This is a genomic window from Tenacibaculum sp. E3R01 (assembly GCF_003318185.1).
GTDB lineage: Bacteria > Bacteroidota > Bacteroidia > Flavobacteriales > Flavobacteriaceae > Polaribacter > Polaribacter halocynthiae.
In genome coordinates, this window is sequence record NZ_QOCC01000025.1 from 134,721 (window position 1) to 155,557 (window position 20,837).

22 protein-coding genes are annotated in these 20,837 nt (G+C 28.1%); all 22 read left to right on the plus strand.

The features are described 5' to 3' along the window. The first annotated feature begins 10 nt into the window (after positions 1–10). Positions 11–1,429 (plus strand): SDR family oxidoreductase, encoded by a 1,419-nt coding sequence (locus tag DS884_RS13255; RefSeq protein WP_113787067.1) that lies wholly within the window; start codon positions 11–13, stop codon positions 1,427–1,429. Between the two features lie 2 nt (positions 1,430–1,431). Next, on the plus strand, positions 1,432–1,581 hold the full coding sequence (locus DS884_RS13260) for a DUF2256 domain-containing protein (RefSeq protein WP_113787068.1): 150 nt from the start codon (positions 1,432–1,434) through the stop codon (positions 1,579–1,581). Next, the gene (locus DS884_RS13265) at positions 1,551–2,852 is read left to right on the plus strand and encodes a DASH family cryptochrome (protein WP_113787069.1); all 1,302 of its coding nucleotides are present in this window, start codon (positions 1,551–1,553) and stop codon (positions 2,850–2,852) included. The genes DS884_RS13260 and DS884_RS13265 overlap by 31 nt, the downstream gene beginning before the upstream one ends. 10 nt (positions 2,853–2,862) lie before the next feature. Continuing rightward, positions 2,863–4,392 carry a cryptochrome/photolyase family protein gene (locus DS884_RS13270; RefSeq protein ID WP_113787070.1) on the plus strand — a complete coding sequence of 510 codons (1,530 nt, stop codon included), beginning with the start codon at positions 2,863–2,865 and terminating at the stop codon, positions 4,390–4,392. A 75-nt stretch (positions 4,393–4,467) separates the two neighbouring features. Next, positions 4,468–5,934 carry a cryptochrome/deoxyribodipyrimidine photo-lyase family protein gene (locus DS884_RS13275; RefSeq protein WP_113787071.1) on the plus strand — a complete coding sequence of 489 codons (1,467 nt, stop codon included), beginning with the start codon at positions 4,468–4,470 and terminating at the stop codon, positions 5,932–5,934. A gap of 2 nt (positions 5,935–5,936) precedes the next feature. Beyond that, positions 5,937–6,362 (plus strand): hypothetical protein, encoded by a 426-nt coding sequence (locus DS884_RS13280; protein WP_113787072.1) that lies wholly within the window; start codon positions 5,937–5,939, stop codon positions 6,360–6,362. Continuing rightward, on the plus strand, positions 6,349–6,624 hold the full coding sequence (locus tag DS884_RS13285) for a TIGR03643 family protein (RefSeq protein WP_113787303.1): 276 nt from the start codon (positions 6,349–6,351) through the stop codon (positions 6,622–6,624). The genes DS884_RS13280 and DS884_RS13285 overlap by 14 nt, the downstream gene beginning before the upstream one ends. Continuing rightward, entirely contained in the window at positions 6,625–7,038 is a 414-nt protein-coding gene (locus tag DS884_RS13290; RefSeq protein WP_093871089.1) for a 6-pyruvoyl trahydropterin synthase family protein, read from the plus strand. It begins immediately after the preceding gene. Beyond that, positions 6,998–7,696, plus strand: a complete 699-nt coding sequence (folE, locus tag DS884_RS13295) for a GTP cyclohydrolase I FolE (RefSeq protein ID WP_113787073.1) — start codon at positions 6,998–7,000, stop codon at positions 7,694–7,696. The genes DS884_RS13290 and folE overlap by 41 nt, the downstream gene beginning before the upstream one ends. Beyond that, positions 7,693–7,917 carry a hypothetical protein gene (locus DS884_RS13300; RefSeq protein WP_093871091.1) on the plus strand — a complete coding sequence of 75 codons (225 nt, stop codon included), beginning with the start codon at positions 7,693–7,695 and terminating at the stop codon, positions 7,915–7,917. Before folE ends, DS884_RS13300 begins: the two co-directional genes overlap by 4 nt. A gap of 35 nt (positions 7,918–7,952) precedes the next feature. Then, positions 7,953–8,630, plus strand: a complete 678-nt coding sequence (locus DS884_RS13305) for an SDR family NAD(P)-dependent oxidoreductase (RefSeq protein ID WP_113787074.1) — start codon at positions 7,953–7,955, stop codon at positions 8,628–8,630. Between the two features lie 3 nt (positions 8,631–8,633). After that, positions 8,634–9,164 carry a CIA30 family protein gene (locus DS884_RS13310; protein WP_233487159.1) on the plus strand — a complete coding sequence of 177 codons (531 nt, stop codon included), beginning with the start codon at positions 8,634–8,636 and terminating at the stop codon, positions 9,162–9,164. 59 nt (positions 9,165–9,223) lie between these two features. Continuing rightward, the gene (locus tag DS884_RS13315; RefSeq protein ID WP_113787305.1) at positions 9,224–9,742 is read left to right on the plus strand and encodes a glutathione peroxidase; all 519 of its coding nucleotides are present in this window, start codon (positions 9,224–9,226) and stop codon (positions 9,740–9,742) included. Then, entirely contained in the window at positions 9,742–10,140 is a 399-nt protein-coding gene (locus tag DS884_RS13320; RefSeq protein WP_317047338.1) for a DUF2452 domain-containing protein, read from the plus strand. Before DS884_RS13315 ends, DS884_RS13320 begins: the two co-directional genes overlap by 1 nt. A gap of 3 nt (positions 10,141–10,143) precedes the next feature. Beyond that, a complete protein-coding gene (locus tag DS884_RS13325) occupies positions 10,144–10,629 on the plus strand; it encodes an SRPBCC family protein (RefSeq protein ID WP_093871094.1) in 486 nt (161 codons plus the stop codon). Then, positions 10,619–11,908, plus strand: a complete 1,290-nt coding sequence (locus DS884_RS13330; protein ID WP_113787076.1) for a cryptochrome/photolyase family protein — start codon at positions 10,619–10,621, stop codon at positions 11,906–11,908. Before DS884_RS13325 ends, DS884_RS13330 begins: the two co-directional genes overlap by 11 nt. Before the next feature lie 94 nt (positions 11,909–12,002). Continuing rightward, entirely contained in the window at positions 12,003–13,505 is a 1,503-nt protein-coding gene (locus tag DS884_RS13335; RefSeq protein ID WP_113787077.1) for a pyridoxal phosphate-dependent decarboxylase family protein, read from the plus strand. A gap of 1 nt (position 13,506) precedes the next feature. Continuing rightward, positions 13,507–14,835 carry a lysine N(6)-hydroxylase/L-ornithine N(5)-oxygenase family protein gene (locus DS884_RS13340; RefSeq protein WP_093871097.1) on the plus strand — a complete coding sequence of 443 codons (1,329 nt, stop codon included), beginning with the start codon at positions 13,507–13,509 and terminating at the stop codon, positions 14,833–14,835. Then, the gene (locus DS884_RS13345) at positions 14,832–16,004 is read left to right on the plus strand and encodes an MFS transporter (RefSeq protein WP_233487160.1); all 1,173 of its coding nucleotides are present in this window, start codon (positions 14,832–14,834) and stop codon (positions 16,002–16,004) included. Before DS884_RS13340 ends, DS884_RS13345 begins: the two co-directional genes overlap by 4 nt. A gap of 2 nt (positions 16,005–16,006) precedes the next feature. Then, a complete protein-coding gene (locus DS884_RS13350; protein ID WP_113787078.1) occupies positions 16,007–18,430 on the plus strand; it encodes a GNAT family N-acetyltransferase in 2,424 nt (807 codons plus the stop codon). After that, complete coding sequence (locus DS884_RS13355; protein ID WP_113787079.1) at positions 18,430–19,017, plus strand: GNAT family N-acetyltransferase; 588 nt, start codon at positions 18,430–18,432, stop codon at positions 19,015–19,017. Before DS884_RS13350 ends, DS884_RS13355 begins: the two co-directional genes overlap by 1 nt. Next, entirely contained in the window at positions 19,017–20,834 is a 1,818-nt protein-coding gene (locus DS884_RS13360) for an IucA/IucC family protein (protein WP_113787080.1), read from the plus strand. The genes DS884_RS13355 and DS884_RS13360 overlap by 1 nt, the downstream gene beginning before the upstream one ends. Positions 20,835–20,837: the final 3 nt, after the last annotated feature.

The following is a 20,837-nucleotide window of genomic DNA, read 5'->3' on the forward strand; positions in this document are numbered from 1 at the left end:
AATAATATATATGAAAATACTTATTACAGGCACTACAGGTTACATAGCAAAACGTTTAATTCCTAGTTTACTAGAAAATAATCACAGTTTAGTTTGTTGTGTTCGCGATTTAACTAGAATTCCAGAGGATTTAAAGAATAAAAAGCAAATAGAATTTCTTAAAATAGATTTTTTAAATGTAGAAGCTGTTAGCGTTCCTATGGATATTGATGTAGCATATTATTTAATACACTCTATGTCTACAAGTAGTGAGAAGTTTGAAGAGTTAGAATATACATGTGCTATAAATTTTAAATCTATAATAGAAAAAACTATTTGTAAGCAAGTAATTTATTTAAGCGGTATTGTTAATGATGAATCATTGTCAAAGCATTTACAGTCTCGTTTTAAGGTAGAACAAACTTTAAAATCTAATAACTATGGACTAACAACATTTAGAGCAGGAATTATTGTAGGTAGTGGTAGTGCTTCATTTGAAATAATACGTGATTTAGTAGAGAAGTTACCGGTTATGGTTGCTCCAAAATGGCTAAAAACTAAAACGCAACCAATTGCAATAAGAGATGTTTTAACATATTTAAATAAAGCTTTGTTAGAGGAGAAGTTATATAATGGTTCTTATGATATTTATGGACCTGAAGTACTCACTTATAAACAGATGTTACTACAGTTTGCTGAGGCTAGAAACTTTAAAAGGTTTATTTTAACCTTACCAGTTTTAACTCCTAAATTATCTTCTTATTGGTTGTATTTCGTTACGTCTACCTCATTTAAATTAGCTAGTTCTTTAGTAGATAGTATGAAGGTAGAGGTAATAGGAAAACCTTCTAATATTAATTCTATAATAAAAATTGAACCTATTTCTTATAAGGAAGCAGTTAATAAAGCCTTTGCTAAAGTAGCCCAAAATTCAGTTATATCTAGCTGGAAAGACGCAATGATAAGTGGGGTTTTTAATAAACAATTAGGGCAATATATTAATGTACCACAGTATGGCTGTTTTAAAGATGTAAGAAGTAAAGAAATAGTAAATGAAAAGCAAACTTTAGATAAAATATGGAGTATTGGAGGAGAAAATGGTTGGTATACATTCAACTTCTTATGGAAAATGAGAGGATATGTAGATAAGTTATTTGGAGGAGTTGGATTAAGAAGAGGTAGAAGACATAAAACAGATTTAGTTGCTGGTGATGCACTAGATTTTTGGAGGGTTCTTTTAGCTGATAAGGAAGAAAAAAGATTACTACTGTTTGCTGAAATGAAACTTCCTGGTGAAGCTTGGTTAGAATTCAAAATAGTAAAAGGAAAGTTGTATCAAAGAGCTGTTTTTAGGCCTCAAGGTATATTAGGAAGGTTGTATTGGTATAGTGTTTTGCCTTTTCATGCTTTTGTTTTTCAGGGTATGTTAAATCATTTAGTGAAAAAATAATAGTGAAAGGCGTAAAGAAACAGCATCTTCCTTTTAAAACATGTTTAGTGTGTAAATTACCTTTTTCATGGAGAAAGAAATGGGAAAAAAGTTGGGATACTGTTAAATACTGTAGTAAAAAATGCAGAAAAAACTCAAAAAATGTACTTTAGTATGGTTTAGAAATGATCTTAGACTTCATGATAATAAAGTTTTAGATGAAGCTATAAAAAAGAAACTTCCAATAATTGGCATATTTCTATTTAATAATGAAAGTTACTTAAACAAAGCATTCGGATATAGAAAGGTTGGCAAATTCCGTTTAAAATTCCTAGCAGAAACAGTATTATGTATTCAAAACAAGTTGAAAAAATATAATATACCATTGTTTATTTATAATAACTCTGTTAAAGAAGTTTTTTTTGAATTAAATAAACATTTTGAAATAGTAAATCTATTTTTTCAAAAAAATTGGACTCAGGAAGAATTAATTGGAGAAGAAAAAGTTATAGTTCATTTATCAAAAAAGACAATTGTTAAGCCAATTTTTAATCAATTTTTATTTGATGTAGATGATGTAATGAATTTGTTTTCTGAGCTTCCTAGATCATTTAGTAGCTTTAGAAAGAAAATTGAAAAACATTGCGATGTTCCTAAACTATTGAATTATAAAATACCACTTCAAGATAAAATAGATGTAATGTTAGGGGAGACTTTAGAGTTTTTTCAAGCAACAAATTATGAGCCTAAATATAAAAAACAAACAGCATTCCCCTTTGAAGGTGGAGAGGATGAGGCTATTAAAAGAGTAAATGATTATTTCTTTAAAACTAAAAATTTAACAGTTTATAAAAAAACAAGAAATCAATTATTGGGTATTAATTATAGCTCTAAATTTTCTGCATGGCTGGCTAATGGCTCTCTTTCTCCAAGATTTATTTATTGGAAAATTAAAGAGTTTGAAAATAAAATTATAGCTAACGAATCTACGTATTGGTTGTTTTTTGAGCTTTTATGGAGAGAGTTTTTTAAGTACGTATCTATGAAGCATGGTAATTTAATTTTCAAAAAAGAAGGTATTCAAAATAAAAAAGTTAATACTAAAATAGATCATAAAGTAATAAAGAATTGGGTAGAAGGTAATACATCGGATGATTTTGTTAATTCAAATATGTTAGAATTAAAACGAACAGGGTGGATGAGTAACAGGGGGAGACAAAATACAGCTTCATTTTTTGTTCATGACTTAAAACAAGATTGGCGAATAGGTGCAGCATATTTTGAAAGTTTACTACTAGATTATGATGTACATAGTAATTATGGGAACTGGATGTATATAGCTGGGGTTGGTAATAATTTAAGAAACAACCCTTTTGATGTAAAAAAACAGGCAATATTTTATGATCCAGAAGGAGAATACAGAAAAAAATGGTTAAAGAGTTAAAATAAGTATTTTGAAAACATTAAGACTAATATTAGGAGATCAACTGAACATAAAACATTCTTGGTTTAAAGAAGTAAATGATAATGTGTTGTATTGCATGTTTGAAACAAAGCAAGAAGCTAGTTATGTTACGCATCACATTCAAAAAATAGTTGGTTTTTTGGGGGCTATGAGAGATTTTTCTGTTAAGTTAAATGAAAAGAGACATAGCTTGATATACTTTAAAATAAATGATGAAAATAACTTTCATGATTTTAAAAATAACATACTACAATTAATAGAAAAGGAAGATATTAAACATTTCGAATACCAATATCCAGATGAGTATAGGTTAAATGAAGAATTAGAAACACTAGCTTCTAGCTTACCTATAAGTACATCTGTACTTTCTTCTGAACATTTTTATACAGAAAGAGAAGAGCTAACTGTTTTTTTTAAAGATAAAAAACAAACTGTTATGGAGTCTTTTTATCAACATATGCGAAAAAAACATCAAGTTTTAATTGAGAATGACAAGCCTGTAGGAGGAAAATGGAATTTTGATAAAAGTAACAGAAGAAAGTGGAAAGAAGAAAGCCTTATTCCTATACCATATGATATAAAACACGATGTAACAAAAATTGTAGCAGAAGTTAAAAGAGCTGGAGTCAAAACATTTGGTACTATTAATGAAAGGTGTTTTGATTATCCGTTAAATAGAGATGAGGCCATTGGGCAGCTAAATTATTTTGTTAAAGAGTTGCTACCTTTATTTGGAGATTATCAAGATGCTATGCATGTTAATGAAGTGTATCTTTATCATTCAAAGTTGTCATTTGCTTTAAATATAAAATTAATAACTCCAAAGGAGGTTGTTAAAAAAGTTGAGACATCATATTATAATGATGAAGCTATAAGTATATCACAAGCGGAGGGTTTTATTCGTCAAATTTTAGGATGGAGAGAGTTTATGAGAGGTATGTATTGGAAGTTAATGCCTAATTTTAAAAAGACTAATTTTTTTGAACATAAAAATAAGTTACCTGATTTTTTTTGGACAGGGAATACTAAAATGAATTGTGTTAAAAATTGCTTGAAAAATTCATTAAACAATTCATATGCACATCATATTCAAAGATTAATGGTTTTAGGAAACTTGGCTTTATTGTTAGAGGTAGACCCTGAAGAAGTAGATAAATGGTACTTAGGAGTATATATTGATGCTATAGAATGGGTACAATTACCAAACACAAGAGGGATGAGTCAATATGCTGATGGAGGAATCATAGCTACAAAACCTTACATTTCTAGTGCGAATTATATTGATAAAATGAGTAATTATTGTTTAGACTGTAGTTATAATAAAAAAGATAAAACTTCTGTTAACGCATGCCCTTTTAATAGCTTGTATTGGAACTTTTTAGCTTCAAAACAAGAAAAGTTGCAAAAAAATAGAAGAATGTTTATGATGTTTAATCTTTTAAATAAGATGGATTTAAAGCTTCTAGAATCAGTTAAATCAAGGGCTAAGAGTATAATTAATGAACCAGATAACTATTGATTGTTTATTTTGTTTAACTAAATATTGTTTTTGTTAAACAAAAATAGTATCTTTGATTAGGTTAGTATTATAACAATGATCAAAAAAGAAAAAATAGCAGTTGTTTGGTTTAAAAGAGACCTTAGATTACATGATAATGAAGCAGTTTTTAATGCAATTCAGTCAGGTAATAAAGTGTTGCTTTTATATGTATTTGAACCAATTCTTTTAAATGATCCTCATTATTCGGAAAGACACTGGAACTTTATTAAAGAATCTATTTATGATATAAATAAAGAATTAGAAAAGCTAAATACAAAAGTTTTAGTTGTACAATCAGAAATACTTCCAGTTTTTAGTTATTTATCATCACAAAAAAAAATAAAATCTGTTTTCTCTCATCAAGAAACAGGCATCCTAAAAACATATAATAGAGATAAAACTTTTAAGCGATTTTGTAGGAATAATTCAATTGATTGGATAGAGAATATTAATAATGGTGTATTTAGAGGAAGATCTGATAGAACTAAATGGAAAGAGGATTGGGAGTCTTATATGCAATCTAACCAGTTTCTATTTAATCCAAAGTCTCAAAATAATTTTGTTAATCAAGAAGAAATAGAATCTTTAGAAAAGAATTTAGATAAGTTATCATTAGAAACAAATAAAAACACTTCATTTCAATTTGGAGGAAGATCAACAGGGATTAAATATTTAAATTCTTTTTTTAATGAACGTTATGTTAATTATTCTAAACATATATCAAAACCTAATGAAGCAAGAAAAAGTTGTAGTAGACTTTCTCCATACATAGCTTGGGGAAACTTATCAGTTAGAGAAGTTTTTCAATATGCACAAGATTATAGAATAAAAGCAAAAAATAAAATAGCTATTGACGCATTTACCTCACGACTAAGATGGCAAGCACATTTTATTCAAAAGTTTGAAATGGAATGTATTATGGAAAGTGAAAGTTTAAATAAAGGGTTTCATAAATTAAAAAAAGAAATTTCTGAAAAATACCAAAAAGCTTGGATAAATGGATTAACTGGAGTTCCTTTTATTGATGCATCAATGCGTTGTTTAATAGAAACGGGATATATAAATTTCAGAATGCGAGCAATGCTTGTATCCTTTTTCATTCATAATTTATGGCAACCATGGCAAGATGCTTCTAAATATCTTTCAAAAATATTTTTAGACTTTGAACCTGGAATTCATTTTCCTCAATTACAAATGCAAGCTGGTGAAACAGGAATCAATACTATTAGGATTTATAATCCTATAAAAAATGGTTTAGAACATGATTCAGATGCCAAATTTATTACAAAATGGGTTCCAGAACTTGAACAACTACCTGTAAGGTTTAGGCATGAACCTTATAAATTAACAACCTTAGAGCAAAAGTTATACAATTTTAACCTAGGTGTAAATTATCCTAAACCTATAGTAAATATATCATCTACTAGAAGGAAAGCATCAGATGTTATATGGAATATGAGAAAAGATAAAGATGTAATAGAAGAAAGTATTCGAATATTAAATAAACATATAGTTAAGTAATTATGCTAGTTTTTAATACCACATACACGGATAAAAGTGAAGAAAATGAAATAAACGCATTGGTTGGTTTACCATTTTCTTTAATTAAAAAAATAAAATTAAAAGGAATTGGTAGCAAGAGGATGATAATTTATTCTGTAAGTGAAAATTTTAAAAAGTTAATAAATAATGTTTCAGACATTAATTATGCAAATATTGAATTAAGACCGAAAGGTATTATAGTACATTTTACACAACAACTCAAACGATTTTCGTGGGTAATACCTTATTACAAACTTGTAATTTTTAATGGAGATTATTTTAGTATTCATTCCAATTCAAGTTATATACAGCTAACTAAAGGAAAACGTAAAAATGAAAACAAAAGTATTATTCAGAAAATACTTTTATTAAAAAGTAAAATAAGTGAAGAGTATCAATTTAGATAACGATTTAGATTTAAATAGAATTATAGAGATGGCTTGGGAAGATAGAACCACATTTGATGCTATTAAATTCCAATTCAATTTAAAAGAACAAGATGTAATAGTTTTAATGAGGAAAACCTTAAAGCCTTCAAGCTTTAAATTATGGAGAAAACGAGTACAAGGAAGGAAAACTAAACATGAAGCTAAGCGTACTTATGATTTAGGTCGGTTTAAGTGTTCAAGGCAACGCAGTATTAGTAATAATAAGATATCAAAAAGATAAATGAATAAAATAGCGATAACAAGGAAAGAACACTTTAATGCAGCGCATAGGTTACATAATAAACATTGGAGCAAAGAAAAAAATGAAGAAGTTTTTGGTAAGTGTAATAACCCCAATTATCATGGACATAATTATGATTTAGAAGTTACAGTTATAGGTCATATTAATGTAGATACTGGGTATGTTATTGACACCAAAATATTGTCAAGTATTATTAAGGAGAAAGTATTAGAGCCATTTGATCATAAAAATTTAAACCTAGATGTTCCTTTATTTAAAAATAAAAACCCAACAGTAGAAAATATTGCAGTAGTAATATATGATGAAATAATAAAAGAAATTTCCAATGATTTGGAATTAAAAATTAAACTTTATGAAACACCAAGAAACTTTGTTGAATACCCTTATAAATAAAAATTCATTAAATGATTTTTCAATAGAAGATATAGGAGACGATCATTTATATACAGGAATAGATACACCTTTAAAAAATGATGCATTTTCATTATCTGATAATGAGAAAAAGGAAAAAATAGCTAGTCTTTTTTCTCAAATAATGGATGTTATGGGGTTAGATTTAACTGATGACTCATTAAATGGAACACCTAAGCGAGTAGCTAAAATGTATATAGATGAAATTTTTTCTGGTTTAAACCCTAAAAATAAACCTAAAATAGCCTTGTTTGATAATAAATATAGGTACAATCAGATGTTAATTGAGAAAGACATTCAATTTTATTCTAATTGTGAGCATCATTTTGTACCAATAATAGGTAAAGCTCATGTTGCGTATGTTTCCTCAGGAAAAGTTATTGGGCTATCTAAGTTAAATAGAATAGTGCAATATTATGCAAAACGACCTCAAGTACAAGAACGTTTAACAAATCAAATAGCAACAGATTTGCAGGCTATTTTAAATACTAAAAATGTAGCTGTTATTATTGATGCGAAACATTTATGTGTATCATCTAGAGGTGTAAAAGATGATTCATCCTCAACAATTACCTGTTTTTATGGAGGAGTTTTTAATACAAAAGAAAAAATAGTTGAATTACAAAATTATATAAAATGAGTACACTAAATTTAATGGAAGAAGTTCTAAATTTTGAGAGTAATTATAAAAGTTTTAGAACTAGAAATGAAAAAATATTAGCTTCTAGAAAAGCAAAGGAATTGGTTTTGTCATTAAATAGTATCTATAAAAAAACAAAAGATAAAACCTTAATGGATACAATGAAGCGTATAACAGAAATTAAAAGAAAAATAGAGAAGAGGTTAAGGGGAAGAATGTAAAAAGAGTAATTATAATTTAAAATTATTATTTAAAGATGAAAACAGTTCTTGTAGTTGGAGGAAGTAAAGGTATTGGAAAAGCAATAGTTGATAAATTGAAGAATACTTGTAATATTATAATTATGAGTCGTTCTAAAGTTGATATTAGTGATAATGTGACTCAGTATTCATTAGATGTTTTAGCAGATGACTTACCAGATATTGAAAAAATTGATGGATTAGTATATTGCCCTGGTAGTATAAACTTGAAATCACTTACTCGCCTTAGAATAGAAGATTTTCAAAATGATTTTAATATTAATGTTTTAGGAGCTGTAAAAGTTATAAAAAAATACGAAAAATCATTAATTAATAATCAAGCAAGTGTTGTACTATTTAGTACTGTAGCAACGAAACTTGGAATGCCTTTTCATGCAAGTATTGCTGTTAGCAAGGCAGGAGTTGAAGGTTTGGCTAAATCTTTAGCTGCTGAATATGCTACAAAAATTAGATTTAATGTAATTGCTCCAACTGTTACAGATACACCTTTAGCAGCTCGTTTATTGAGAAATGATAAACAAAAAGAGACAATGAAAGAACGTCATCCTTTAAAGGATTATTTAGATCCTAAAGAAGTAGCTGCTTTGGCTAACTATTTATTGTCTGATGAATCTAAATCTATTTCAGGTCAAGTGTTTCCTATAGATGCTGGTATAATAAGTTTAAAGCTTTAAATTATGAAAAAATTAATTTTATTGTGTGCTTTTATGTTATTTAATAATGAAATTACAATTGTTGATTTTAAAAAATCAATTAAAGTAAATGACTGGTACCAAACTAATGATAGCGTAATGGGAGGGATATCTACTTCTAATATGATTATTAATGATAGTGGTGTAGGTGTTTTTAAGGGAAGTGTTTCTACTGAAAATAATGGAGGTTTTGCAATGACTCGATTATCAGTAGATGTAAATTTAAAGAAGTCTTCTAAAAATGTTATTTTAAGAGTAAAAGGAGATGGGAAAAAATATCAGTTTAGAATAAAATCAAGAAAATACCAAAGATATTGGTACGTTCAATCGTTTCAAACTTCAAACGAAATGGAAGAAATTGTGATTCCTTTAAATAGCTTTTATGCGTCTTTTAGAGGATATAAATTGAACATTGATAATTTTTCTGAATCAACAATAAAAGAAATAGCTGTATTAATAGGAAATAAGAAAAATGAAGAATTTAAATTAACCATAGAAAAAATTAGTATAAATTAAAACGCACTATGAGTAAGCTTCAAATAAAACAACAACTTTTTTTAAAATTATTTATAATTATGTCAATTTTTAGTTCATCAGTAAAAGCACAAACGTTAGAACCAAAAACTTCGGTTTATGATATTAAAATAAACGATATAAATAACAAGCCTATTGATTTAGGTATATACAAAGGAAAGAAAATATTATTTGTAAATGTAGCATCAAAATGTGGATTTACAAATCAATATAAAGGTCTACAAGAGCTATATAATACACATAAAGAGAATTTAATGATTATAGGAATACCTTGTAATCAATTTGGAGGTCAAGAACCTGGAAATTCTTCAGAAATTCAATCCTTTTGTGAACTTAATTATGGAGTAAGTTTTCTCATAACTGAAAAAATAAATGTAAAAGGAGAAAAGCAGCATCCTTTATATACTTGGTTAACCAAGAAATCTTTTAATGGTAAATCTAATTCAGCTGTAAAATGGAATTTTCAAAAATATTTAATAGATGAGAATGGAAGGTTTATTGATTATTTTTATTCAACAACAAGTCCTACAAGTTCAAAAATAAAAAAACACTTAATATAGTGAGTAAAAAGCCAGATAATATTGTATTCAATGAAGAAACAAATACGTACGATGCGTATTTAAAGCCTTATGCTACAAACCTATCTTCTCCAGTTATTAAAATTACTGATAGTATAAGTTGGAAAAAGCAAAACATTTATAAGGCAAACAATCAATTCAAAGCCGAATATGACGAATTAAAAAAAGCATATCAATCATTGATGAACAAATATCAATACAATGATATTGTATATAATGCAAAATTTAGTTTTGAACCTATTGTAGGAAAAGAGTATCATTTGTATAGAAGGAAAGGAGATGATCTTTTTTTATCAATATTAACTCCAAATGAATGTAATTTTAATTTTGTTGGTAGCTTTAGATTAACTCCAGACAAAATATGGCAAAAAACCGCGTAAAAAATGTTAGAATTTAAAGAGCACTCCGGAATATATACATTAGAAACTGAACAAGTTTTAAATGTAAGTTTAAAAGAAGCATGGAATTTTTTTAGTTCTCCAGAAAACTTAGAAAAAATTACACCTTCACATATGGGGTTTCAAATTACTTCATCTGTAGATAAAAAAGCATATGCTGGTCAAATAATTACATATAAAGTAGGAATTTTACCAGGTATAAAACAAAATTGGGTAACTGAAATAACACAAGTAAAAGAACAAGATTTTTTTATTGATGAGCAGCGCTTCGGTCCTTATAAAATGTGGCATCATGAACATTGGTTTAAAGAATTACCTAATGGTAAAACAGTAATGAATGATAAAATATCGTATAAAATACCTTTTGGTTTTTTAGGAGTAATTGCTCAGAAAATATTTATTAAAAAACAATTAACTACTATTTTTGAACATCGTTTTAAAACATTAGAGACATTATTTAATGAACAATAAAATTTCTATTCATTGGTTTCGAAGAGATTTGAGACTCGATGATAATACCTCTTTATATCATGCTTTGAAAGCTGAAAAATTAGTATTGCCTATATTTATTTTTGATGATGAGATTTTAGATAAATTACCTAAAGATGATGCTAGAATAACTTTTATATATAATTCCTTAAAAGAAATTCAGCTAAAATTAAATGCTTTGGGAAGCTCTATTCAAATAAAGAAAGGTGATCCATTTTTAGTTTGGAAAGAATTAATAAAGGAATATGACATTGAAAGCGTTTTTTTTAATAAAGACTATGAACCTTATGCGCTTAAAAGAGATCAAAAAGTAACTGATTTATTAGAGCTAAACAATATTAAAGTTAATACGTATAAAGATCAAGTTATCTTTGAAGAACATGAAGTTCTTAAAAAAGATAATACTCCTTATACTGTTTATACTCCTTATAAAAATCAATGGTTAAAAAAATTCGACACAAAAAATAATACTAAATATTTTGATTGCAATGAATATTATAAAAATTATTTATCAATTAAAATTACTTTTCCAAGTATTGAAAGCTTGGGTTTTACTATAAGTAATATCAAAGTAAAACCATACTCTATAGATAACTTATCTAATTATGAAGAAGTAAGAGATTATCCTTTTATACAAGGAACTTCTAATTTATCACCTTATTTGAGATTTGGTCAGATTAGTATTCGTAAAATGGTTATTCATGCTTTAAAAACTAATAGTACTTTTTTAAGTGAATTAATTTGGCGAGAGTTTTTTATGCAAATCTTATATCATTTTCCTAAGGTGGTTACTCAAAATTTTAAATCGAAATATGATGCTATTCCATGGAGGAATAATAAAGAAGAATTTGAAAAATGGTGTAAAGGAGAAACTGGATATCCTATGGTAGATGCAGGTATGAGAGAATTGAATGCCACCGGTTATATGCATAATAGGGTTCGCATGATTACTGCAGGTTTTCTATGTAAGCATTTGTTAATTGATTGGAGATGGGGAGAGGCGTATTTTGCTTCAAAGTTATTAGACTATGAATTAGCATCAAATAATGGTAATTGGCAATGGGCTGCAGGTACTGGTTGCGATGCTGCACCTTATTTTAGAGTTTTCAATCCGGAAACACAATTAAAAAAGTTTGATAAAGAGTTAATTTATATTAATAAGTGGATTATTGATTTCAATGAATTAACGTATCCAAATACTATAGTAGAACATAAATTTGCTAGAGAAAGAGCTATAAGTACGTATAAGAACGCACTATAACTTTTCACGTCATTTTTTATCACACTTTCGTCATTTTTACTATTACTAACGTCATAATTTTGTCTTAACTATTATTAAGACTAAATAAAAATAAATGACACTAGACGAAACCCCCGTACTCGTTGATTCATCACTTTATGAAGGAATATTAAGTGATGAGTCATTTGGGAAAATAGAAGAGTACACTATATCAATAAACAATGTTTTAAAAGAATTTTATAAAAGAAAAACTTTTTATAAAGGGGATAATATAACAGCAATCAAGCAACATAAAATAGATGCTAAGATTGACGATAAAACATATACATTTAAAGAAGCATTAGAATCTCTTAACGAACTTTATATAGATAATGCAATATCATTTCATAGTCCAAATTATGTAGCCCATTTAAACTGCCCTGTAGTTATTCCTTCAATATTAGCAGAAACTATTGCATCAACTATAAATACAGCAGTTGAAACTTGGGATCAAAGTACCTCAGCAACATTTATAGAACAAGAAGTTATTCGTTGGATATGTAATGAGTTTTCAATGCCAATTAACTCTGATGGTATTTTTACCAGTGGAGGAACGCAATCAAATTTTATGGCTTTATTAATGGCAAGAGATAACTATGCTTTTGCAAATTATGGAGTTAACTTAAAACAGCAAGGTTGGTTTAATGAAGTAAGTAAGTTTAGGATTTTTTGCTCAGAAAAATCTCATTTTAGCATTAAAAAGAATGCAGCTTTATTGGGAATGGGATATGATTCAGTTATCGCAATAAAAACTGATAGTGAAATGAAAATGGATGCTAATGAATTAGTATTAGCAATTGAAAAAGTTAAACAAGAAGGTAATATTCCAATTGCTGTAGTTGCTACTTTAGGTACAACAGATTATGGAAGTTTTGACCCGTTAGAAACAATTTCAATTATAGCAGAAGAGCATAATATGTGGTTGCATGCTGATGGTGCTTATGGTGGGTGTTTTGTGTTAACTGATACTCATAAACATTATTTTGAAAATATGAAATCAGTAGATTCTATAACTATTGATTTTCATAAAACTATGTTTCAACCTGTTTCTTGTAGTGCTTATCTTGTTAAAAACAAAGAGCATTTTAAATATGTGTCATATTATGCTGATTATTTAAACCCACTAGAAGATAAAGACCCTGAACGACCAAACCTAATAGAGAAGTCTATTCAAACTACAAGAAGATTTGATGCTTTAAAAGTTTGGTTTACATTAAAAACATTGGGAGCAAAAACCATAGCTTCATATTTAGAAAAAGTACATTTTTTAGCAGTTACTATTTATCATGAAATAAAGAAAGATATACTATTTGAAACTGTTCATGTACCTGAGTTAAGCACAATTGTATTTAGATATAAAGTATTAAATGAAACTGATAATAAAGTGCATGATGCTACAAACTTATACATCAAAAACACATTATTTAAATCAGGTAGTGCTTCAATAGCAAGTACAAAACTACAGGGGAATATTTATTTAAAGTTTACGCTATTAAACCCTATGAATTCAGTTAAAAATCTCCGTGAAATTTTAAATATGATCAAACAAAAAGGAGAAGAATATTCAATAAATAATTAAAATGAAAGAAATATTAGATTTTATAGCAGTTGGTGTTGGCCCATTTAATTTAGGTTTAGCTTGTTTAACTGATCCAATTGATGGAGTAGAAGGGATTTTTTTAGATAAACAAGAGAGATTTGATTGGCATCCTGGTATGATGTTACAAAGTACCACGTTACAAATTCCTTTCATGGCAGATTTAGTAACATTAGCAGATCCAACAAGTCCATTTAGTTTTTTGAATTATAGTAAAGAACAAGGAAGAATATACTCATTTTACATTCGTGAAAACTTTTTGCTATTAAGAAATGAGTATAATAAGTATTGTCAATGGGCAATAAATAAATTACCTAATATTTATTTTAATACTGAGGTAAAGAATATTCATTTTAACGAAGAAGAAGAAGTTTATGTAGTTACAAGTCAATGTACTAAAACAGATGAAATTAAAACTTATAAAGCTAAGAAAATTGTTTTAGGAACTGGTACGCAACCATACATTCCTAACTGTGCTAAAAAATTAAAAGATAGAGCTACACATTCATCAAAATATTTGAATCATAAAGATGAATTACAAACTAAAAAATCAATTACAGTAGTAGGAGGTGGACAAAGTGCTGCAGAAATATTTTATGATTTATTACAGGATATAGATACTAAAGGATATGAATTGAACTGGATAACAAGATCTCCAAGATTTTTTCCATTAGAGTATTCTAAACTTACTTTAGAGATGACTTCTCCTGAATATGTTGATTATTTCTACAATTTACCATCAGAGAAAAGAGATGATTTGATTAAAAATCAAAAGCATTTATACAAAGGTATAAATCAAGATTTGATTAATGATATTCATGATTTATTATATACTAAAAGATCGTATTCTGAAAAACCTTTAAAGGTATCACTAAGAACTAATACCGAGCTTAAAAACACAATTGTAAAAGAAAATCAAACTCTTTTAGAGTTACATCAAGTAGAGCAGGATAAATATCTTAAAATTAACACAGAAGGTCTGGTTTTGTCAACAGGGTATTATTACAAGTTACCAGAGTTTATAGAAGGTATTTCAAATAGATTAGAATGGGATAATAAGGGGCGTTATGATGTACATAGAAATTATAGTATAGATAAAAACCATAATGAGATTTTTGTGCAAAATGTTGAGCTATATACTCATGGTTTTGTTACTCCAGATTTAGGTATGGCTTGCTATAGAAATTCATATATAATAAAAGAGATAACAGGCAAAGAATATTACCCAGTTGAAACAAGTATCGCTTTTCAACAGTTCGGTGTACATGAAGAGGAGGAAATAGAAAAACCGTTAAATGTAGTAGTCGAATGAAGTTGAAATCATTTTTAATTCTAATGACGTTTATAGCGGTAGTAAGTGATTATTTATTACACCCATTTTATCCTCAGTTTTTTGCTATTCGTTTCGGAATGACCAATCCAGAGAATGTAGGTTTTTATTTTGCTGCAATTTGTTTTATGGTAATGATAGCGTTTCCTTTTTGGGCATATATATCAAAAAAAGTAGCTGAGCTTAAAATATTAATTTACACACAAGCTATAGCTGGTGTTTTAGCACTTTATTGTTATTGGACGAGTTCTTATATAAGTTTTTGGATAGTGTCATTAATAATGGTTTTGTTTAAAGGTAGCTATTTATTAGTATATCCATATATACTTAAAATAATTAAAAAGGAAGAGCATGTATCAACTATTGGTTTATTATCTGTAATTGTTCACTTGGGCGGAATCCTAGGAGCCGTAATTGGAGGTTTTACAGTTGATTATATTGATCCTAGTTCAATATTTTTAATTATGGCACTTGGTGATTTTATTCAAATGTTGATGAGCGCTTATTTATTAAAAAGTAAAAAGTTTAATACTACTGTTATAATTTCAGCTGAGAATAAAAAAGAAAAAAACTCACTATCAAATGGATTGATATTAAAAATTGGGTTGCTAACGTTGATTCTTTATTTCAGTGATTTTATAATACGACCATTCTTTTCAATGTATTGGGAAAGTTTTTCTAATTATGATTCAAAATTAATATCAGGTACAATTTATGCCATACCAGGGTTTGTAGCATTAATAGCATTATGGATTAGTAATAAGCAAAAATCGAATGGATATGAAGGCATTATAATGGCTTTACTTATAGGTTTAGTAGGTTTGTTTTTACAAGGAATACCATTAGATAGTGTAGTTATTGTAGGAAGAATTATTTACGGATGGGCTATTTTTCAAGGAGTAGTAAAATTTGATGTTTTATTATTTGAAATGAGTACTCCCGAATCGTATGCATTAGATTATAGTAAGGTTCATTTTTTTCAAAATTTAGGAGTTTTAGTGGCGTCATTAAGTGTTGGTTTAGTTGTTGAAAACTTCGGATTACGCTTACCTTTTATAATTGCTTTGTCTGGTTTTATAGTAACAATTGTGTTATACATTTTCATTTTTAAATTAGTTTCTGTACCCAAAAACATTGTTAAAGCTTCTTAAATATGAAAAAAGAGACACTATTTACAAAGAGTATTCCTGATTTAGGAACAATTACAATTCGTGCATTTGATATAAAAAAAGATAGCATTATACTTCATAACTGGGTAAATAAAGATTATGCTGTTTTTTGGGGAATGCAAAATACTTCATTAAAAGAAGTAGAGGAGGAGTATGTAAAGTTAATGAAACCTGAACATTATGATGTTTTTGTAGGAGAGTTTAATAATGAAATAGCTTTTGTTTTAGAACGATACAATCCACAAAAAGATAGTATAACGAATTATTATAGTTCTAAAAGTACAGACTGTGGGGTTCATATTATAATAGCTCCTCCAAAACTTCCTAAAATTGATCATTTTACCTGGTATATGTTTCAATGTATTATGGATTTTATTTTTTCTAATAAGAATATAGAAAGAATACTGGTTGAACCAGATATACGTAATAAAAAAATGTTTGCCTTATGTCAAAGAATAGGTTTCACTTTAAATAAAATTGTTGAATTACCACATAAAACAGCACAGTTAGCTTTTTTAAATAGACAAACATATAGTAAACACATAAAGTTATTTACACCTTCAAAACGTAGTGCAATGAATACATTAGATAATGTGGTATCACCACAACAAGCTATAAAACATATACAACCAAAAGTTTGGCAACAGTCAAATAAGTTATTGGTTAAAAAAGCAATTTGTGAATTTTCTCATGAATTACTAATAACACCAACATTAGTTTCATCATTAAAGAATGGATGGAATCAATACCTAGTTAAAACAGATAATGAAGCAATAGAGTATAGGTTTGAAGCAAAGCAATTGGCTTTAAGTCATTTAATGATAAATGAAGAAACAATTGTTAAAACTGAAAGTGGTGTAGAACTAGAATTAGATGCTATTTTATTTATTAAAGAATTTAAATCAACTTTAGGAATAGATAATGAAAAGATGCCGGTGTATCTTGAAGAAATCATAAGTACATTATATGGAAGTGCTTTTAAAATTGTAAAAGGAAATCCAAGTGCTAAAGAACTTGCAGCAGCCGATTTTCAAACAATTGAGCAATCTATGACCGAAGGACACCCTGGATTTGTAGCTAACAATGGACGTATTGGTTTTGATAGTAGTGATTATAGATCATATGCTCCAGAAGCAGGAAATTCATTTTCACTTTTATGGTTAGCAGGCCATAAAGCAAAAGCAGTTTATGCAGCTATTGAAAAACTGCCTTATAAGGAATTAATAGAGCAAGAGTTAGAGATTGATACTATTAATCATTTTAATGAGCTTATTACTGAAAAAGGATATAATTCTGATGATTACTTATTTATACCAATTCATCCTTGGCAGTGGTTTAATAAGTTGGCTACCATATTTGCCCCTGAAATAGCAAAAGGAGATTTATTATGTTTAGGGTATGGTCCTGATCAATATTTAGCACAACAATCAATAAGAACACTTTTTAATATAACTAATCCAAAAAAGTTTTATACGAAATCCGCACTCTCCATTTTAAATATGGGCTTTATGAGAGGCTTACCTTTATATTATTTAGGAACGGCTCCTAAAATGGCTGTTTGGTTAGAAAACTTACTTTACAATGATCCATTTATTCAAGAAACAGGATTTAAAATGTTAAGTGAAATAGGTTCTGTAAGTTATGTAAACTCTTATTTTGAAGAATTCGGAGTTCATAACGATTATAATAAGATGTTAGCTTCATTGTGGAGAGAAAGCCCTTATATGGCTATTTCCGAAAATCAAAAGCCAATAACTATGGCTGCTTTACTACATATAGATCAATATGGAAAGGCTTTATTACCAGAAATTATAAAAAGCTCTGGGTTAACAATAGAAAATTGGTTAAAAGATTATTTCAAGGCTTATTTAAGTCCATTAGTGCATTGTTTTTATCAATACGATTTAGTTTTTATGCCTCATGGAGAGAATATAATTTTAGTTTTAGAAAACAATAAACCAGTAAAAATTCTATTAAAAGATATAACAGAAGAAGCAGTTATTTTAAATCCAAATGTTGAGTTACCTGAACACTTAAAGAGAATGTATGCTCCTGTTCCAGAAGATGTTAAATTACTTTCAATTTTCACAGATATTTTTGATGGTTTTTTTAGGTTTTTAACTCCAATACTTGAAGAGCATATTGGTTTTTCAGAGCAAAGTTTTTGGAAACTAGTTGCTGAGAATTTACAAGAATACCAAAATGCGAATCCTCAGTTTAACGACAAGTTTAAAAAATATGATTTATTTGCTGATACATTTAAGTTGTCTTGTTTAAATAGACTACAGTTAAATAATAATAAGCAAATGATAGATTTAGATGACCCCGTTGTATTACTTCAATTTGCTGGGAATTTAATAAATCCAATAGCAGTATTTAAAAAAGAAAATCAATTAGAAGAAGTATAATGACAACGCATATTGAACAGCAACTTTATAGTAGAGATATACTAGATGTAGGTGTTATTTCATTACGTCCAATACATCTTGATAAGGATATTGATACTATATATAAATGGATTACTAATCCTCATGCAAAATATTGGGGTATGTTAACATCTACAAAAGAGGAAGTATATGAGGCTTATTATGAAATAGAAAAGAACCCTCACCATCATACTTATATTGGAATGTTAGATAATGAGCCTATATTTCTAATGGAACGTTATAAAGCTTCAGAAGATATAATTGGAAAACACTACCATGCTCATTTAAATGATTATGGTATGCATATTCTGGTAGCGCCGGTAAAACAAAGAATACCAAAATTTACATGGTATGTATTTTCTACAATCATCAATTATTTTTTCAGCTTGCCTTATGTAGAAAGAGTAGTGGTAGAGCCAGATGTACATAATACCAAAATACATATACTTAATAAGAAAGCTGGTTTTGTATATCAACATGAAATAAAACTGGCAAGTAAAATAGCCGCTTTAGCTTTTTGTACTAGAGAAACTTATAAAAAAGCGTTAATAAAATTAACAGAGAAATAATGGATTCAACAATATCATATATAGAGCCTAAAACTTGGAGTATTGTAAATAAATTATTGGTAAAAAAAGCGATCAGTGAATTTTCTCACGAGCTTATTTTTATCCCTAAAAAACATACTAATAAAGAAATTTTCAATACGTATAGTATTACTTCAGATAATGGTAAACATACCTATTACTTTGATGCCAGAAAATTTGAGCTAGATCATTGGTATATAGAGGTGGAAAGTATTCAAAAGTATATAAATGAACAAGAAGAGACTGTAGATGCTATACGGTTTATTACTGAGTTTCAAAAGAAACTTCAAATACCTAATGGATTTCTAGCTACTTATTTAGAAGAAATTACAAGTACATTAATTAGTTCAGCATATAAATATAAAAAACAAAAATTTTCATCAAAAGAATTAGCCTATAAAAGTTTTCAAGAAATTGAACATGCTATGATTGAAGGACATCCTTGTTTTGTGGCAAATAATGGTAGAATAGGGTTTAATATAAATGATTACGAAAAATATGCACCAGAAACAGATAAACCTTTTAAAATTTACTGGATTGCGGGTCATAAAAAATATGCTACTTATACAGCTACTGAAGAGTTTGGATACAGGAAGTTATTAGGAAGTGAGTTGGGAGAGAATAAGCTTAAATTATTTAATAAAAAATTAATAAGTCTAGATTTAGATATTACAGATTATGTATTTATGCCTGTTCACCCATGGCAATGGAACAATAAGTTAATACATGTTTTTGCAGGTGATATTGCTAACCAAAATATAGTTTTCTTAGGTGAGAGTGATGACGAGTTTTCTGCTCAACAATCTATAAGAACTTTATTTAATAAAACTCATCCAAACAAGCTATATACAAAAACTGCTTTATCTATTTTAAACATGGGGTTTGTGAGAGGACTTTCGCCATATTATATGAAAAGTACACCTCATATAACGAAATGGATAAATAACCTGTTAAAAGATGATACGTATTTAACTACAAATGGTTTTACTATGTTAGGTGAGGTAGCTACGGTTGGGTATCATAATCATTACTATGAGGCATTGGGTAAAACAAACCCTCATAATAAAATGTTATCAGCTCTTTGGAGAGAAAGTCCGTACACTAAAATTACTTCAGATCAAGAAGTAGTAACAATGGCAGCATTATTACATGTAGATTATTCTAGGACTTCTTTATTGGTTGAATTTATAAAAGCATCAAAATTGAATGTAAATACGTGGATAGAGAAGTACTTAAAAGCGTACTTAAGCCCATTGTTACATTGTTTTTATAAATATGAAATGGTGTTTATGCCTCATGGTGAAAATTTAATACTAGTATTAGAAAATCAAGTACCTGTTTATGTATTAATGAAAGACATTACGGAAGAAGTAATTGTTTTCAATGAAGAAATACATTTACCAGAACATGCAGATAGGTTATTTACAAAAACAACAGATAAAATGAAAGTACTGTCCATTTTTACAGATGTATTTGACTGTATTTTCAGGTTTATGGCACAACAGTTAGAAACCTATGGAGGTTTTTTAGAAGATAATTTTTGGGAATTGGTAGCAGATTGTATTTATGACTATCAAAATGAACACCCAGAATTGACCACAAAATTTGAAAAGTACAACCTTTTTGTACCAGAGTTTGATAGATGTTGTTTGAATAGGTTACAATTATCTAATACAAAACAAATGCTAAGTTTAGCTGATCCAATTCAAAGTTTAAAATTGGAAGGAGTTTTAAAGAACCCAATAGCTAAGTATGTAAATAAAGATATTAAAAAAGAAGTACTAATAGAGGCTAAGTAGACT